This window comes from Methylobacterium sp. JK268 (genome assembly GCF_054052225.1).
In genome coordinates this window covers 15,118-31,210 of sequence record NZ_JBSVZN010000052.1, presented here as the reverse complement: position 1 = coordinate 31,210, position 16,093 = coordinate 15,118, and the positions used below count along the sequence as shown (strand labels likewise).

The window sequence follows — 16,093 nt, the reverse complement described above, 5'->3', positions numbered from 1 at the left end:
GGTCTCAAGTCGAGCCAGCTGGCGCTGTTCACCTCGACGCAGATCCAGGCGCTGACCTCCGGCGACCTCGCCCTGCTGTCGAGCACGCAGCTGGGCGGCCTGACCTCGACCGAGATCGGGCAGCTGACCACGGCGGGCCAGATCCAGGCCTTCACCTCGGCGCAGATCGGGGCGCTCACGACCGGCCAGGTGGCGGGTCTGAGCACCGACCAGCTGGCGGTGCTGACCAATACGGAGCTGGCCGGGCTGCGCTCGGCGCAGATCGGGGCGCTGAGCACGACGCAGCTCGGGGGCCTGACCTCGGCGGCGGTCGGGGGCCTGACCTCGGCGCAGGTGGGCGGCCTGACCTCGACGCAGGTGGGCGCGCTGACCTCGACGCAGGTCTCGGGCCTGTCGGCGACGGAGCTGGGCTGGCTCTCCACCGCGCAGGTGGCGGGTCTGACCACGGCCGAGATCGGCGCGCAGCTGACCACGGCGCAGTTCGCTGGCCTGACCTCGACCCAGCTCGGGGTGCTGACCTCGACCCAGATCGGGTCGCTGACCAGCTCCGAGATCGCGAACCTGTCGCCGATCCAGGAGAAGGGACTGAAATCCAGCCAGATTGCTCTGCTCAACGACACGCAGCTCAACGCGCTCACCACGACAGCGCTGAACTCGCTGAGCACCACCCAGCTGGGAGGTCTGACCTCGACGGAGATCAACCATCTCACGACGACGCAGATCGGCGGCCTGTCGACGGCGGCGCTGCCCGCTCTGAGCACGGTCCAGCTCCAAGGTCTCTCCACCGTCGAGATCGCCGCGCTGTCCTCGGTTCAGCGCAACGCCTTCACCTCGGTGCAGATCCAGAGCATGACGTCGAGCCAAGTCAACGCTCTCCTCACCTACACGTCCTAAGGGCCCGCCACGCATCCCTGCGAACCGCGTCGCCGCCGCCAGGCGGCGATGCGGGGCGCCGGGCCGCCGGTCGAACCCCGGCGGTGTGGAGCACGCAGCGGCCGTTCTGGAGGGCAGAAACCGCCTTCCGCAGCGACAGAGACGGTTTGTTAACCATCGCGTGCGGTTATCGGACGGCGAACCGCTCCCGCTTATTGCCGACAAGTGAGACTAGGTGATGTTTGTGAAGCCCGCGGATAAAGGTATTGCGAGTGCCCTCTACGATCAGGTGATGAGCCAGATCCGCGGCAATCAGATCAACCTGCTGGGTCTCATCGAGGCCGCCGAGACGCTGAAGCGCCAGTCCGAAGGCGCGATGATCCTCGATCTGTACAAGACCTGGATCGCCTGGAACCCGGCGGATCCGTTCCTGTACGCGGCCGTGTTCAACTACGCGATGACGCTCTCGGAGAGTGGCGACCTGCCGGGCGCGATCAACGCGCTGCGGCAGGCGATCCAGCTCAAGCCGGACTTCTGGGCCGCACGGATCAACCTCGGCAGCGCCCTGGAACGGTTCGGCCGGGTCGACGCGGCGGTGGAGGCCTGGACTGGCGTCCTGACCCCGCTCGCGGCCTTCAACGGCGAGGCGCTCGACTTCAAGACCATGGCCCTCAAGCAGATCGGCCGTGTCCTCGAGACGCACCACCAGGGCGCGCAGGCGGAAGACTACCTGCGCCAGTCCCTCGAACTCGACCGGCACCAGCCCGACGTCATCCAGCACTGGATCGCGCAACGCCTGGCGCAGTGCAAGTGGCCGGTGCTGACGGATTTCGCCAAGGTGACGCGCCGCGACCTCGCCGCCTCGATCTCGCCGCTGTCGGTGGCGAGCTACACCGACGATCCGATCTTCCAGCTCGCGGTCGCCCACCACTACTGCAAGACCGCGGTGGGGTTGGCCCCGAGGGGCGGGGAGGGGCTCCATCCCGTCGATCCGCGCGCCCGGCGCCCCGGCCCGCTGCGGATCGGCTACGTCTCCTCCGACCTGCGCGAACACGCCGTCGGCTTCGCGATGACCGAGGTCATCGAGCTGCACGACCGCAGCCGCTGCGAGATCTTCGCCTATTACTGCGGCGTGCCGAGCAGCGACGCCACGCACCGGCGCACCAAGGCCGCCGTCGACCACTGGCACGACCTCACCGGGCTCAGCGACCTGCAGGCGGCGCAGCTCGTGCGCCAGCACGAGATCGACATCCTGGTCGACCTCAACGGCTACACCAAGGATGCCCGCACCGGCCTGTTCGCCCACCGCCCGGCCCCCGTCATCGCGAACTGGTTCGGGTTTCCGGGCAGCATGGGCTCGCCCTACCACCACTACGTCATCGCCGACGAGACGATCCTCCCGCCGGGCGAGGAGGGGATCGTGTCGGAGGAGGTGGTGCGGCTGCCCTGCTACCAGCCGAACGACCGGCGTCGCGTCGTCGACCCGCGGCGCCCGTCGCGCGCCGAGATGGGCCTGCCGGAGGGGGCCTTCGTCTACTGCGCGCTCAACGGCGTGCAGAAGATCACCGAACGCGTGTTCGGCCGCTGGATGACGATCCTGGCGAATGTGCCGGGCAGCGTGCTGTGGCTCTTCACCGGCGGCGACGAGACGAACGCGCGCCTGCGGGAGCGCGCCGCGGCCCGCGGCGTGGCGCCCGAGCGCCTCGTCTTCGCGGAGAAGATGGCCAACCCGCAGCACGTGGCGCGCTACGCGCTCGCCGACCTGTTCGTCGACACCTTCCCGTACGGGGCTCACACGACCGCCGCGGACGCCCTGTGGATGGGCCTGCCGGTGCTGACGCTGCCGGGCCGCAGCTTCGCCTCGCGGGTCTGCGCCAGCCTGGTCAAGGCGGCCGGGATCCCGGAGATGATCTGCGAGAGCGGCGAGGCCTACGTGGCCCGGGCGATCGCCTACGGACGCGATCCGGGATCGCTGCGCCCGATCCGCGAGCGGCTCGCGGCCGGCCGCGATACCTGCCTGCTCTTCGACACGCCACGCCTGGTCCGCCACCTGGAGGACCTCTACGCGCGGATGGCCGAGGCCGCCGCCGAGGGCAGGCTGCCGGTGCCCCGGCTGCGGGGCCTCGCCCTCTGCCACGAGGTGGGCGCCGGCCTCAACCTGCCGGAGATGGAGTGCCTGACGGACGAGGCCTACCGGGCGCTCTACCGCGAGTCGCTCGCCCCCTTCGCCGCCTGCTACGGCGGCGAAGCGGTCTACCCGGCCTGCCTGTAGGGCCGTCGCTCCGAGGCGGTGCGCCGCGCAGGGGCGCACCGCGGGCGGTCATCCGCCGCCGGTCACCGTCCGCTCGGGGCGGCCGTGCTGCCCGTGACGGCGTTGCCGCCGCTGGAGCCGGCCGGCGCGCCGCGCGTGACGTTGTTGAACCGCCCGCCCGGACGCACGCGGAACCCGTGGCGATGCGCGTGCCGCGCATGCCGGCGCATCCTGGCCTCGCTGATGGCACCGTCCGGCGCCGCGATGCCGCGATCCGGGCCGACCGGCAGGGCTGAGGCCGGTCCACTGAGCGCGCCCGCGCCGAGGCCGGCGAGGACGAAGGTGGTGATGATGGCGATCCGCACGCGCTGAGGCTCCTCTCGCCGTCTCTCCCGACGGCCGGCTCCGCCGGTCCGGCGGGAGAAGGTAGGACTTAATGCTCAGGACGGCCGCGGCCATCCCCGGGCCGCCGGCGCGCTGCTCCGGACAAGAAAAAGGCCGCCCTCGCGAGCGGCCCGAAGTCTAGGGAGGAAACGCCCCGAAGGGCATGCACGGCGCGACGCCATCGCGGCTGTGCAACCGCACAGTCTCATGCTGCGGTGCAATGTGCAAGCGCTGCCTTTCCGTTGGGACGCCCGTGTTGCAGGCCGGACACGCCGCCGATCCGGCGACCGATTCGGCCGTCTCACCGCCGCACCAGCCGGGACCCAGGCGCGCCGGCCGTCGTCCGGTCGGCCCCCTTCCTGAGAAGGGCGCTCGCTTCCTGGTCTACTTGCCGCCGCCACCCGAGCCGCCGCTGCCGCCGCCGCTTCCCTGGGGAATGGCCTGGTTGGGCTGCCCGGCATTGCTTCCGGCCGCGGGGTCGGTGCTGATCTGCGAGGCGCCGGTGCCGCCGGGCGCGACGGTGACGTCCGGCACGGTTCCGGTGGTGCCGGGCGAGCGCCCGACGGTGCCCGTGGTCGCCGGGCCGGGGGTCGTGGGCGCCACGGTTCCGGCGGGCGCCTGGGCGAGGGCCGCGCCCGTCACGAGGACAGTCGAGAGGGCGGCCAAGGTCATCGAGCGCATCCGAACTCCTCCAGGATGATCCGCCGATCAACGCCCGCTGCCGGACAGGGTTCGCGAGGGGCTAGGAATCATTTCTGGAGGCGGGGCCGATGCGTCGCGCAGCGACGGGACAGGCCGAGCGCCGCGCGCGGGTTCGCCCGGTCCCTCGGCGCCCCGAGCTTGAGGCCGCCCACCGTGCCGCCGCGGCCGTCCGCGCGGCCGGGGCGTTCCGGCACCTCAGGCGAGGGCGGAGGGGTGGCGCGCGAGCGGGGTCACGCGGATCGTCATGAAGGGGAAGAGGGGCAGGCTCGACAGGATGTCGTGCAGCTCGTCGTGGCTCGGCACGTCGAAGACGCTGACGTTGGCGTAGCGCCCGGCCACCCGCCACAGGTGGACCCATCGGCCCTGCCGCTGCAGGTCCTGGGCGCGGGCCTTCTCGTCGGCCTTCAGGGCCGCCACGTGATCGGGGTCGAGGCCGTGGGGGATCGCGACCTCCATCTCGACGCAGTACAGCATGGGGTTCAGCTCCTGGCGTAGTGGCGCAGCTTGTCGGGATCGAGGGTGACGCCGAGGCCGGAGCCCTGGGGCCGGTGGACGGCGAAGTCGTGGAAGCGCAGGGGCTCGGTCACCAGGTCGTCGGTGAGGATCTGCGGCCCGAAATGCTCGCAGCCCCAGGCGAGGTCGCGCAGGCCCGCAAAGGCGTGGAGGTGGGCGGCCGCGCCGATCGAACTCTCGAGCAGGCAGCCCCCGTAGAGCGCGATCCCGGCGGCCTCGGCCACGGCCGCGACCCGGTGCAGCCCGACGAGCCCGCCGTGCTTCACGAGTTTCAGGGACACCGCGTCGGCGGCGGCGGCCCCGGCCACGGCGAGCATATCGTGGGGCGTGAACACGCACTCGTCGGCCAGCAGCGGCGGGACGTCGTCGCGGGCCCGCAGCCGGCCCATCCCGGCCACGTTCCAGGCCGGCAGCGGCTGCTCGACGAGGGCGATGCCGAGATCGGCGAGGCGCGGCAGGCAGCGCCGGGCGGTCGCCTCGTCCCAAGCCTGATTGGCGTCGACGATCAGCTGCGCCCGCCCTCCCAGCGCCCGCGCGAGCCGGGTCAGGCGGGCGAGATCGGCCTCGGGTGCCTGCGCGCCGATCTTGATCTTGAAGGTGCGGTGCAGGCGGGCGTCGAGCTTGCCCTCGGCCTCGGCGATCTCCTGGTCGGGATCGCCCGAGGCCAGCGTCCACAGGACGGGCAGGCTGTCCTGCACGGCGCCGCCGAGCAGGGCCGCGACGGGCAGGCCGAGGCTCCGTCCGAGCGCGTCGAACAGGGCGGTCTCCAGCGCCGCCTTGGCGGCGTTGTTGCGCTTGGCGGCCGCGTCGAGGCGCGCACCCGCCGCCACGACCCGGTCGGCGGGCTGCCCGATCAGGGCCGGGGTCAGGTAGGCGTCGATGGTGGCCTTGATGCCCTCGACGCTCTCCTCGCTCCAGCGCGGCCCGCCCAAGGTCGCGGCCTCGCCGATGCCCTCGACGCCGTTGGCGAGGCGGAGGCGGACGATGACGTAGCTCTGGGCGGTGACGGCGGTCTGCGCGAGCTTGTGCCGTCGCCGGGTCGGCACGTCCACGATGGTGGTGCGGATCTCCGCCACCGCGAGGTCGCGGGCGGGTGGCGGGGCGGGGTCGTGGCGCTGGGTCTCGGCGAGCATGGGCGTGTCCGGGGGAGGGAGGGGAAGGGGTGCGCACGCGAACCCTCCCCCCTTTGCGGGGGAGGGTGCCCGGCGGAGCCGGGCGGGAGAGGGGAGCCCCGCTTCAGGATTGTTCTGAGCGTTGTGAAGGGCGCCACCTCGATCGGCGTCGCGCCGGCCCTTCTCCCGCGGAGGGGGGAGGGGACGCGGCGGGGTGCGCGGCCCTACGCCGCCTCGGCGTGGGGGCGCACCACCACCGGGTCGGGGGCGTGGGCGACCTCGGGGTTGAGCGCGAAGTCGAAGCGGATCGTCGAGAAGGGCTGGTTCAGCCCCGCCGCGGCGAGCGCCGCCGGGTCGGTGACGCGCACCACGTCGGCGACCAGCCCGTCGCGGGTGGCGAAGGCGAAGTCGTCGTACAGGTAGGGATCGTCCGACAGGTTGATCTGCGTCGTCAGCTGCCGGTGACCGGGACCCGACACGAAGAAGTGGATGTGGGCCGGGCGCTGGCCGTGACGGCCGAGCTGGTCGAGGAGCTTCTGGGTCTGGCCCTCGGGCGGGCAGCCGTAGCCCTTCGGCAGGATGCTGCGGAAGCGGTAGCGGCCTTGTCCGTCCGTCTCGATGCGTCGCCGCAGGTTCCAGGTGCTCTGGCCCGCGTCGAAGACCGAGTAGTTGCCGCGCGTGTTGGCGTGCCAGACGTCCACGATGGCGCCCGGCAGCGGAGCGCCGTCCCGGCCCGTCACTTGCCCCTCGACGATCAGCACCTCGCCGTCCTCCGGGTCGTCGTCGAGGCGCGCCTCGCCCTTGGCGAGCGGCGCGCCCGCCACGTAGAGCGGCCCCTCGATGGTGCGCGGCGTGCCGCCCGCGATCCCGGCCGCCCGTTCCTTGGCGTCGAGGCACAAGTCGATGAAGTGCTCGATGCCGAGACCCGGCATCAGCAGCCCGAACTCGTTCGCCCGGCCGGTCTCGGTGAAGTAGTTCATCGCCGTCCAGAACTCGCTCGGCGTGACGTCGAGATCCTCGATGATCCGGCAGGCGTCCTCGACGACGCGGCGCACGACCTGCTTGATGCGCGGATTGCCGTCGTCGGTGGCGAGGCCCGCGACCTTGTCGAACAGGGCCTGCGCTTCCGGGGAATCGGTGATCGTCGCGGTGGTGGTCATGGGGCGTTTCCTCTCTGGGTCGGGGTTCGGGTCTCAGCCGAGGTCGCCTCCCGCCACCGGCAGCGTGACGCCGGTGACGTAGGAGGCCTCGTCGGAGGCGAGGAACAGGATGGCGGCGGCCTGCTCGGCGGCCGTGCCGTAGCGGCCCATCAGGCTCGACGCCTTGGTCTGGGCCACAACCTCGGCGATCCAGGCGCGCTCCTGCGCGTCTGGGGCGTCGGGGTTGCGGGGGATGCGCCGGGGCGGCGCCTCGGTGCCGCCGGGGGCCACCGCATTCACCCGGATGCCGCGGTCGGCATATTCCCAGGCGAGGCAGGCGGTGAGCGCGTTCACGCCGCCCTTGGCGGCGGCGTAGGGCACGCGGTTGATCCCGCGCGTCGCCACCGACGAGACGTTGACGATGCTGCCGCCCCCGCCCGCCAGCATGGGAGGCAGCGCCGCCCGGCAGCACCACAGGGTCGGGAAGAGCGAGCGCCGGATCTCGGCCTCGACCTCGTGCGGCGCGTAGTGGGCGAAGGGCTTGAACCAGATCGAGCCGCCGACATTGTTGACGAGGACGTCGAGCCGCCCGTGGCGCTCGACGCACGCCGCCATCACCCGCTCGCACTCCTCGTAGCGCTCCACGTCGGCGAGCAGCACGCCTGCCGCGGCGCCGTGGTCGCGCGCGGCCGCGGCGGTCTCCTCGACGATCTCCGAGCGGTCGGTGAGGAGGAGGGCGGCGCCCTCACGGGCGAGCCGGAGCGCCACCTCGCGGCCGATGCCCTGCGCGGCGCCGGTCACCACCGCGACCTTGCCGGCGAAGCGCCCCGGCGAGACGATGTCCCGGGGGGCGCTCACGCCGCACCCCCGACCGGCCCGCTCGCCGAGAACTTCTCGTAGTGGAAGCTCGCGGGCGCGATGCCCCGCTCCGCGAAGCTCCGGCGCACCGCCTCGACCATAGCGGGCGGGCCGCACAGGTAGGTGTCGACGTCGCCGCCGTTCAGGTGCTCGGGCGTGAGGTGCTCGGTGACGAAGCCCTTGCGCGGATGCGCGCTCTCGGGCGCGGCGACGCAGGTGGCGAAACGAAAGCCCGGGATCGCGGCGGCGGCCTCCTCCAGGGCCTCCAGGCCGACGAGGTCGGCGTCGTGCGTCACCCCGTAGACGAGGTGGATCGGATGCGCGCTGCCGGTCTCGGCGATCCGGCCCAGCATCGACAGGAAGGGCGCGAGGCCGGTCCCCCCGGCGAGCATCAGCACCGGCCGCCGGATCTCGCGCAGGTAGAAGCTGCCCGAGGGGCCGGTCAGGGTGAGCGGGGCGCCGGGCGCGGCGCGCTCCGCCAGGTAGGTGCTCATCAGCCCGCCCGGGATGTTGCGGATCAGGAACTCCGCCCGCGTTCTGCCGGGGACCGAGCTGAACGAGTAGGACCGCGCCTGGCCGCTCCCCGGCACCGCGATGCCGACATATTGCCCCGGCAGGAAACCGATCGGCTCCGGGGTCTCGACGGTGAGCCCGAAGGTGGTGTCGGACAGGCGGCGCATTGCCGCGATCCGGCCCTCATGCGTCGCGCTGCCCGTCTTGCAGAGGTTCGAGGCGGCGGCGACCGCGAGCACGAGGTCGGTCTTCGGGCGCATCTGGCAGGCGAGGCCGAAGCCCTGCGCCGCCTCCTCCTCGCTCAGCGCGTCCTCGATGTAGCTGCCGGGATCGAAGCGTCCGGACTCGCACTTCACCCGGCAGGTGCCGCAGGCGCCGTCCCGGCAGTCGAGCGGGATGTTGATCCCGAGGCGGTAGGAGGCGTCCGCCACCGTCTCGCCGGGGCGGCAGGCGATGAAGCGGGTGACCCCGTCCTCGAAGTTGAGCGCGACGCTGCTCATCACGGCGTCCTCCTCAGATGTGATAGATGTCGATGACGTGGTGGATGTAGTCGTTCTTCAGAACGACCTTCTTGTTCTTGATCAGGGGCGTGCCGCCGCGGGTGTCGAGCGTGTAGAACGACGTCCCAAAATGGGTGTCGACGGTCTTGTAGCGGTAGTTGAAGGTGAGCCAGTTGAAGCGCAGCCGGCACGAGACCTCGTCCTGGTCGAGGATCTCGACGTTCGAGATGTTGTGCGAGGTGCGCGGCTCCGGCAGGCTGGTGGCGCTGGAGCGCTCGGTGCGGATGCGGAAGACCCGGTCCTCCAGCCCGCAGCGGCTGTCGTAGTAGATCAGCGAGACCTCGCGCTGGGGGTCGGTGACGAGGGCGTCGTCGTCGTCCCAGGACGGCATCCAGAACTCGACGTCCGGGGCGTAGAGGGCGAGCCAGGCGTCGAAGTCGCGGTCGTCGAGGTAGCGGGCCTCGCGGTAGAGGAATTGCTGGACCTGCTCCAGGGTGAGGGACATCGGGGTTTCCTCCGGGCGTGCGGGCGCGTGCGGCGCCCCGGTGGGGGCCGGCGCCGTCGTGGTTCGTGTCGAGGGGTTCGAGGGCGGGCTCCCGCCCGAACCCTCCCCCCTCTGCGGGGGAGGGTGCCCCGCGGCGAGTGCGAAGCACTCGTGCCGGGGCGGGAGAGGGGAACCACGCTTCAGGATAGAACGGGGACCGTCGTGAAAGGCGCTCCCTGGAGAAGCGTCGCGCCGCCCCTCTCCCGGCCTGCTCCGCAGAGGGGGGAGGGGTCGCCGGCGCGTCCCCTAGGGCAGGTGCCGGCGCATCGTCTCCATCCAGTAGCGGTGCTGGATCGCGAACAATCCCTCGTCCTCGGTTTTGGCGCCGCTGAGCAGCGGCTTCAGGCCGATCGCCCGCGCACCCTCGTCGGCGCCCTCGATCCAGTGGGTCGCCCCGCGGCAGAGGTCGTTCCAGCGCGCCGCCCGGCCGCCGTAGCCGATCTGGCAGGCGCGGAACTCCTCCAGATCGTCCGGGGTCGCCATGCCGCTGGCGTTGAAGAAGTCCTCGTACTGCCGGATCCGCCGCGCCCGCGCCTCCGCGGCCTCGCCGCGCGGAGCGATGCAGTAGATCGTCACCTCGGTCTTATCGACCGCGATCGGCCGGTAGGTGCGGATCTGCGAGGAGAACTGGTCCATCAGGTAGACGTTCGGGTAGAGGCAAAGGTTGCGCGAGCGGCTGATCATCCAGTCCGCCATCGCTTGCCCGTGCGTCGCCGCGAGTTCCTCGCGCCGGTCCCAGTTCGGCCGGTCTTGCGGGTTGGCCCAGGTGGTCCAGAGCAGCAGGTGGCCGTGCGCGAAGGAGTAGAAGCCGCCGCCCTGCTTGGCCCAGCCGCCCGCGTCCATGGCGCGGGTCTTGTCCTCGACCGGCGCTTCCTTGCGGCGGCTCGTCGTGGCGGCGTAGTTCCAGTGGGTCGCCGAGACGTGGTAGCCGTCGGCGCCGTTCTCGGTCTGGAGCTTCCAGTTGCCGTCGAACACGTAGGTCGAGGCGCCGCGCAGCACTTCGAGCCCGTCCGGCGACTGGTCGACGATCATATCGATGATCTTCGTCGCCTCGCCGAGATGCTCGGTCAGCGGCTTCACGTCGGGGTTGAGGCTGCCGAACAGGAAGCCGCGATAGCTCTCGAAACGCGCCACCCGCGTCAGGTCGTGCGAGCCGTCGCGGTTGAAGCTCTCGGGGTAGCCCGCGCCCTCCGGGTCCTTGACCTTGAGGAGCTTGCCGCCGTTGCTGAAGGTCCAGCCGTGGAACGGGCAGGTGAAGGTCGCCTTGTTGCCGCGCTTGTGCCGGCAGACCATGGCGCCGCGGTGGCTGCAGGCATTGACGAAGGCGTGCAGCGCCCCCTTGCGGTCGCGGGTCACCACCACCGGCTGGCGGCCCATGAAGGTCGTGAAATAGTCGTTGGGGTTCGGGATCTGGCTCTCGTGCGCCACGTAGATCCAGTTGCCCTCGAAGATGTGGCGCATCTCCAGTTCGAAGATATCGGGATCGGTGAAGATGTCGCGCCGGCAGCGATAGGTCCCGGTCTCCGGGTTCTCCTCGACCGCGTCCTCCACGACGTGATGCAGATGATCCAGCATGACATCCTCCCGGCCCTGACGGCCCGTTGTGAGAGCGAGGAGGACCGTTGCCGGTCCGCGCGGGGCGCGGCCGGCTCGGGATCGTCCTCTCGTGTCGGGGCTGGGCGTGATGCGCGACGCGGCCGTCTCGGCCCTGCGGCGAGTCTCGCTCGCTCCCGGCGTTTCCTCTTGTTCTCGTTCTAGACAGGGGCTCCGCCGGCGTCCAAGACTGATGGGGAACGAAAATATTCCCGGGAGGAATGAGTGGAGCTCCGGCACCTGCGCTACTTCGTGGCCGTCGTCCGCGAGCAGAGCTTCACGCGCGCCGCCGAGACGATGCACGTCGCCCAGCCGGCGCTGAGCAAGCAGGTCCAGCACTTCGAGGAGGAGCTCGGCCTCGACCTGATCGAGCGCGGCGCGCGCCCGCTGCGGCTGACCGAGCCGGGCCGGCTGATCTTCGAGCAGGCGCTGCAGATCCTGGAGCGGGTGGACGACCTGCGCGAGACCGGCCGGCGCCTGCGCCTGACCGAGCGCAACCGCTTCCGGGTCGGCTTCGTGGCCTCGACGCTCTACGGGCGGTTGCCGGAGATCCTCCGCGGCTACCGCCTCAAGCGCCCGGACGTCGACCTGACGCTCCTCGAACTCCTGACCCTGGAGCAGATCGCGGCGCTGAAGGAGGGCCGCATCGACGTCGGCTTCGGGCGCGTCGAGATCGAGGACCCGGCCATCGTGCGCGTGCTCCTGCGCAACGAGCGCATGATCGTCGCCGTGCCGACGACCTGGGCGCCGGCGCACGGGCGCCACGCCCTCAAGCTCGGCGACCTCGCCGGGACGCCGCTGATCGTCTACCCGAAGGGCGCACGGCCCAACAACGCCGACCGCATCCTCGCCCTGTTCCGCGACCTCGCCGTGCGCCCGCCGGTGATCCACGAGGTGCGCGAATTGCAGACCGCGCTCGGGCTGGTGGCGGCGGAGGTCGGCGCCTGCGTGGTGCCGGCCTCGGTCGAGCGCCTGCGCCGCGACGGCGTCGCCTACCGGCCCCTCGACGAGGAGAAGGCCCTGATCCCGGTCATCATGAGCTACCGCAGGGACGATCCCTCGCCCGAGATCGGCCTGATCCTCGACTGCGTCCGCGAGGATTACGACCGGGAAGGGCTGGCATTCGGCGTCTAAACCAGGCTTCGCAGTCCAGTCGGCACGACGCTCCGATCAGGAGGAAGTCCATCGCGACGGTGTCTTCGGATCTGCTGATTGGAACCGTCCGACTGGCGCCTGGTTGATCCGGAAAGGCAGCCGAGAGGGAGTCTCTATGCTTGCGATTGTGATGGCGGCTTTGGTCGGTGGGCCGGTGACGGCGGCCCTGTTCTGGCCCGAAGGGGGAATCGCGGCGATCCTGGCCGCACCGCTCGGGGGAAGCCTGTGCGCGGCGCTGACGGCGATCGCTCTCGGCTCCCGGTCCGCGGCGACCGTCCGCGCGCGCGCCACGCGACCCGTGTCGGCGCGGTTCGGGGCGGAGTGGCACGCGAGCGCGCATTGACGCACCGCGCGTCCCGCCGGCCCCGCGTCAGGTCCGCGACGCGTCCCACAGGCTGGGGGCGAGGCAGGCCAGGAGCGGGATCGTGTAGCCGAGGTCGAGCGCCAGGACGGCGATCACGGCCTCGGTCAGTGTCGTGGTCAGGGGGACGGCGTGCACGGCGCCGGCGACGCCTACGGCCGTCGGGACCAGGCTCGCGATGACGAGCAGGCCAGGCCAACGGAGGGTCAGCCCGGCAGCGCATCCCAGAGCGGCGAAACAGACGTAGAGCATCGTTGTACCCGGACAGCTACGTAGTTCCTACCTACGTCGACGGATTCGAAGATCCAAGTGCCCGAGCTCACGCAAGTTCCAATCGCTCACATTTTGTGCACCATTTCTCCCTGGCTTCCCCGGTTGAAACAACGAAAGCGCCGGCTTTGCTGCGGCGCACACTGCTAAAACAGGAAGAATTGTGCGCAGCGAAAGGCAATCCAGCAGAGAAATGCGGCCCACAAAAGCGTAAGAGGCAACGCTAAGACCAGAAGGGCGATCGTCACGCCTGAGTTTATCAGGTTTGTAAGTGAATATTTCTCTGTAAACGGCTTATTGGTGGGCATCGAGTGCGGCAAGGCGACCGTCCGGGCCGGGTTATCGGTGTCCATTGCTGAATCCTCGAAGGCGAGATGATCCGATGGATCGTGCAGATCCGGAGAACCTTTCGCTGACGATGGAGCGCCAAGTCTGCTTCGAGCGCGAGTCATCACTGGCGCTCGGCCCTGCGGAAATGTCGACCCGGTCAGGATGGTTCCATCTCCGCAGGTGGCTACGCATCCGCTCGTCGGATGAGACCGGCGCTCTTCGATGCGCGGGATCGGTTCTGCGGTGTCGCGGGCCGGTCCGCTGTGCTGCGCCGCACAGGGGCTCGTCGGCACGGGGCGGGCGGCCCGATGAGCGCCGCGCGCCGCGAATCACCCCGTCGAGGGCGCGGCACCGGCCGGGGCGGCCGCGCGGTATGGCGGCCCGATCACGGACATGTGTGCGGCCCTCGGGATATCGGCGACCGGGAGCCCGTCCGCGGCGGACGGGCTCCCGGGAGGGCGTCAGTAGCTGCGCGAGACGTTCGTCGTCCGGGAACTCGGGGTCCCGGCGCTGGTGCGGTTGGCGTGCCAGCGTCCGACGGCGCAGCCCGCGGCCGCCCCGAGGACGCCGTGATGGCCCGCGAAGTGGCCGGCCGCGCCGCCGACCAGGGCACCCTTCAGGCAGCCCCGCGCCTCGGCGGGGGCGGCGCTCGCGACGGCGGCGGCGGCAAGAACGACGGGAAGAACGAGCATCCTCATGGTGACCTCCCAAGGTTTCGTGGGGAGGAGAACGGCGGATGCCCGGTGACCGTTCCGGCCGCGCGCCGATCGCGAAGCATCGGCCCAGGTTGTGCAACCGTCAGATACACACTGCGTGTTAACGACGGAGGCGCTGACTCTGTCGCATGCCGAAGCACCCCGATCTGCCCGCCGCCGCCGTCGCCAGGCGTCTCCTGCGAAGCGTCCTCTCCCCGGGCCTGCCGCTCACCGACTCCACCCTGGTGGAGGCATGGAAGCGCCGCACCCTGTCGGGCGCGGCCGGCGATGTCGCCGCCCGCCGCCTCCTCGACCTCAGGGACCGCGGCGGAACCTGAGCCCGACCGGCCTTCCGCCGCATCCGCGCGGGTCGAGCCCCGCGCCCGCGCGCCGCGATGCCCGCTCGCGCCGGCCGGCACGCCCCGCCGGTCAGGCCCGTCCGCTCCCCCCGTCCGGCTCCATGAAGGTGAAGTCGCAGCCCTCGTCCGCCTGCGTGACCGTGTCGTGGAACAGGCGGGCATAGCCCCGCCGCGCCCAGTCCGGCCGCTCCGGCGGGGCGAGCTCCGCCCGCCGCCGGTCGAGTTCGTCCTGCGCGACGAGCAGATCGATGCGCCGGGCCGGAACGTCGAGGCGGATGCGGTCCCCGCTCTGCACCAGCGCCAGCGGCCCACCCACCGCCGCTTCCGGCGTCACGTGCAGCACGATCGTCCCGAAGGCCGTGCCGCTCATCCGCGCGTCCGACAGGCGCACCATGTCCTTCACGCCCTGGCGGGCGAGCTTCTTGGGAATCGGCAGGTAGCCCGCCTCCGGCATGCCCGGCGCGCCTTTCGGGCCGGCGTTGCGCAGCACCAGCACGTCCTCGGCCGTGACGTCGAGGTCGGGATCGTCGATCCGCGCCGCCATGTCGGGGACCGACTCGAACACCAGAGCCCGGCCGGTATGCTGCATCAGGCGCTCGCTCGCCGCCGCGTGCTTGATGAGGGCGCCCCGCGGCGCGAGGTTGCCGGTGAGCACGGCGAGCCCGCCCGTCGGCTTGATCGGCGCGGCGGCCGGGCGGATCACCGTCTGGCCCGGCACGGTCTCGGCCGCCGCCACCACGTCCCGCAGGGTGCCGCCCGCCACCGTCGGCAGGTCGAGGGCGACGTGCCCGCCGAGTTCGGCGAGCAGCCGCGGCACGCCCCCGGCATGGTGGAAATGCTCCATGTAATGGTCGCCGGACGGCTTGAGGTCGACCAGCACCGGCACCGCGCGGCCGACCGCGTCGAATGCTGCGAGGTCGATGTCGATCCCGACCCGGCGCGCCATCGCGGTGAGGTGGATGAGCCCGTTGGTCGAGCCGCCGATCGCCTGGAGCACCACCTGCGCGTTGCGGATCGCGGCCGGGCTCATGATCTCGCTCGGGCGCGGGCCTCCCGTCACCGCCATCTCGGCCGCGCGCCGCCCGCTCGCCTCGGCGAGGCGGATCCGCTCGGCGTGCGGCGCGGGAATCGTGCCGGAGAGGGGCAGCGCGAGGCCCATCGCCTCGATCATGCAGGCCATGGTGGAGGCGGTGCCCATCACCATGCAGGTGCCGACCGAGGGGGCGAGGCGGCCGTTGACCACCTCGATCTCGGCCTCGTCGATCTCGCCGGCCCGGTGGGCGGCCCAGAGGCGGCGGCAATCCGTGCAGGCGCCCAGCACCTCGCCCTTGTGGTGCCCCACCACCATCGGGCCGACCGGGACCACGACGGTCGGCAGGTCGACGCTCGCGGCGGCCATGACCTGGGCCGGCAGGGTCTTGTCGCAGCCCCCGATCACGATGACGGCGTCCATCGGCTGGGCGCGGATCATCTCCTCGGTGTCCATCGCCATCAGGTTGCGCAGGAACATCGAGGTCGGGTGGGCGAAGCTCTCGTGGATGGAGATGGTGGGGAACACCATCGGCATCGCGCCGGCCAGCATCACCCCGCGCTTGGCCGCCTCGATCAGGGCCGGGACGTTGCCGTGGCAAGGATTGTAGTCGCTGTAGGTGTTGGTGATGCCGACGATCGGCCGGTTCAGGGCGTCGTCCGAGTAGCCCATCGCCTTGATGAAGGCCTTGCGCAGGAACAGCGAGAAGCCTGCATCGCCGTAGCTGGTCAGCCCCTTGCGCAAGCCCTTGCCCGTGTCGCCCGTCATCCCGCGCCTCCCGCCATCCGCCTCCGTCCGCTTCTACGGCGGTCACCCACATTGTCAATAAAACGAGCCAGTCCGCGGCATGAAGAGCGTTGTTTCGCCCAATGGCGCCTGTGGTTATTGACAATGCAGCGGCGACCTGATCC

General features: G+C 71.2%; 17 protein-coding genes and 1 pseudogene. 5 read left to right on the top strand and 13 right to left on the bottom strand.

The genetic code is table 11. The features are described 5' to 3' along the window. Together ACW9J6_RS33420 and ACW9J6_RS33415 are read left to right on the top strand one after the other, a co-directional pair. Positions 1 to 894, top strand: a pseudogene (locus ACW9J6_RS33420) (hypothetical protein); the annotation flags it as partial. 271 nt (positions 895 to 1,165) lie between these two features. After that, positions 1,166 to 3,145, top strand: coding sequence for an O-linked N-acetylglucosamine transferase, SPINDLY family protein (locus tag ACW9J6_RS33415; protein ID WP_457120640.1), 1,980 nt, complete (start codon positions 1,166 to 1,168; stop codon positions 3,143 to 3,145). Between the two features lie 62 nt (positions 3,146 to 3,207). On the opposite strand, the gene ACW9J6_RS33410 is transcribed toward ACW9J6_RS33415, so the two are convergent. The 9 genes from ACW9J6_RS33410 to benA all read right to left on the bottom strand — a co-directional run bounded on the left by ACW9J6_RS33410 (position 3,208) and on the right by benA (position 10,964). Then, positions 3,208 to 3,489, bottom strand: coding sequence for a hypothetical protein (locus tag ACW9J6_RS33410; RefSeq protein WP_457120639.1), 282 nt, complete (start codon positions 3,487 to 3,489; stop codon positions 3,208 to 3,210). 403 nt (positions 3,490 to 3,892) lie between these two features. Further along, positions 3,893 to 4,189, bottom strand: coding sequence for a hypothetical protein (locus ACW9J6_RS33405; RefSeq protein WP_457120638.1), 297 nt, complete (start codon positions 4,187 to 4,189; stop codon positions 3,893 to 3,895). A gap of 216 nt (positions 4,190 to 4,405) precedes the next feature. Beyond that, a complete protein-coding gene (catC, locus tag ACW9J6_RS33400; RefSeq protein ID WP_457120637.1) occupies positions 4,406 to 4,684 on the bottom strand; it encodes a muconolactone Delta-isomerase in 279 nt (92 codons plus the stop codon). Between the two features lie 5 nt (positions 4,685 to 4,689). Then, the gene (locus ACW9J6_RS33395; protein ID WP_457120636.1) at positions 4,690 to 5,856 is read right to left on the bottom strand and encodes a muconate/chloromuconate family cycloisomerase; all 1,167 of its coding nucleotides are present in this window, start codon (positions 5,854 to 5,856) and stop codon (positions 4,690 to 4,692) included. Between the two features lie 203 nt (positions 5,857 to 6,059). Further along, positions 6,060 to 6,995 (bottom strand): catechol 1,2-dioxygenase, encoded by a 936-nt coding sequence (catA, locus tag ACW9J6_RS33390; RefSeq protein WP_457120635.1) that lies wholly within the window; start codon positions 6,993 to 6,995, stop codon positions 6,060 to 6,062. Positions 6,996 to 7,028: 33 nt separating this feature from the next. Beyond that, positions 7,029 to 7,832 (bottom strand): 1,6-dihydroxycyclohexa-2,4-diene-1-carboxylate dehydrogenase, encoded by an 804-nt coding sequence (locus ACW9J6_RS33385; RefSeq protein WP_457120634.1) that lies wholly within the window; start codon positions 7,830 to 7,832, stop codon positions 7,029 to 7,031. Next, positions 7,829 to 8,845, bottom strand: a complete 1,017-nt coding sequence (benC, locus tag ACW9J6_RS33380) for a benzoate 1,2-dioxygenase electron transfer component BenC (protein ID WP_457120633.1) — start codon at positions 8,843 to 8,845, stop codon at positions 7,829 to 7,831. Before benC ends, ACW9J6_RS33385 begins: the two co-directional genes overlap by 4 nt. A gap of 13 nt (positions 8,846 to 8,858) precedes the next feature. Further along, positions 8,859 to 9,350, bottom strand: a complete 492-nt coding sequence (gene benB, locus ACW9J6_RS33375; protein WP_457120632.1) for a benzoate 1,2-dioxygenase small subunit — start codon at positions 9,348 to 9,350, stop codon at positions 8,859 to 8,861. Positions 9,351 to 9,635: 285 nt separating this feature from the next. Beyond that, on the bottom strand, positions 9,636 to 10,964 hold the full coding sequence (gene benA, locus ACW9J6_RS33370; RefSeq protein WP_457120631.1) for a benzoate 1,2-dioxygenase large subunit: 1,329 nt from the start codon (positions 10,962 to 10,964) through the stop codon (positions 9,636 to 9,638). Between the two features lie 243 nt (positions 10,965 to 11,207). On the opposite strand from benA, the gene ACW9J6_RS33365 reads away from it, so the two are divergent. Both ACW9J6_RS33365 and ACW9J6_RS33360 read left to right on the top strand, forming a co-directional pair. Then, positions 11,208 to 12,116, top strand: a complete 909-nt coding sequence (locus ACW9J6_RS33365) for a LysR substrate-binding domain-containing protein (RefSeq protein WP_457120630.1) — start codon at positions 11,208 to 11,210, stop codon at positions 12,114 to 12,116. Positions 12,117 to 12,252: 136 nt separating this feature from the next. Next, positions 12,253 to 12,480, top strand: coding sequence for a hypothetical protein (locus ACW9J6_RS33360; RefSeq protein ID WP_457120629.1), 228 nt, complete (start codon positions 12,253 to 12,255; stop codon positions 12,478 to 12,480). Positions 12,481 to 12,507: 27 nt separating this feature from the next. On the opposite strand, the gene ACW9J6_RS33355 is transcribed toward ACW9J6_RS33360, so the two are convergent. The 3 genes from ACW9J6_RS33355 to ACW9J6_RS33345 form a co-directional block, all read right to left on the bottom strand. Further along, positions 12,508 to 12,636, bottom strand: coding sequence for a hypothetical protein (locus ACW9J6_RS33355; RefSeq protein ID WP_457120628.1), 129 nt, complete (start codon positions 12,634 to 12,636; stop codon positions 12,508 to 12,510). Between the two features lie 278 nt (positions 12,637 to 12,914). After that, positions 12,915 to 13,121 carry a hypothetical protein gene (locus ACW9J6_RS33350; RefSeq protein ID WP_457120627.1) on the bottom strand — a complete coding sequence of 69 codons (207 nt, stop codon included), beginning with the start codon at positions 13,119 to 13,121 and terminating at the stop codon, positions 12,915 to 12,917. A gap of 438 nt (positions 13,122 to 13,559) precedes the next feature. Further along, a complete protein-coding gene (locus ACW9J6_RS33345; protein ID WP_457120626.1) occupies positions 13,560 to 13,796 on the bottom strand; it encodes a hypothetical protein in 237 nt (78 codons plus the stop codon). Positions 13,797 to 13,942: 146 nt separating this feature from the next. On the opposite strand from ACW9J6_RS33345, the gene ACW9J6_RS33340 reads away from it, so the two are divergent. Beyond that, positions 13,943 to 14,131 carry a hypothetical protein gene (locus ACW9J6_RS33340; RefSeq protein WP_457120625.1) on the top strand — a complete coding sequence of 63 codons (189 nt, stop codon included), beginning with the start codon at positions 13,943 to 13,945 and terminating at the stop codon, positions 14,129 to 14,131. A 91-nt stretch (positions 14,132 to 14,222) separates the two neighbouring features. On the opposite strand, the gene ACW9J6_RS33335 is transcribed toward ACW9J6_RS33340, so the two are convergent. Beyond that, positions 14,223 to 15,950, bottom strand: a complete 1,728-nt coding sequence (locus tag ACW9J6_RS33335; RefSeq protein WP_457120624.1) for an IlvD/Edd family dehydratase — start codon at positions 15,948 to 15,950, stop codon at positions 14,223 to 14,225. Between the last annotated feature and the right edge of the window lie 143 nt (positions 15,951 to 16,093).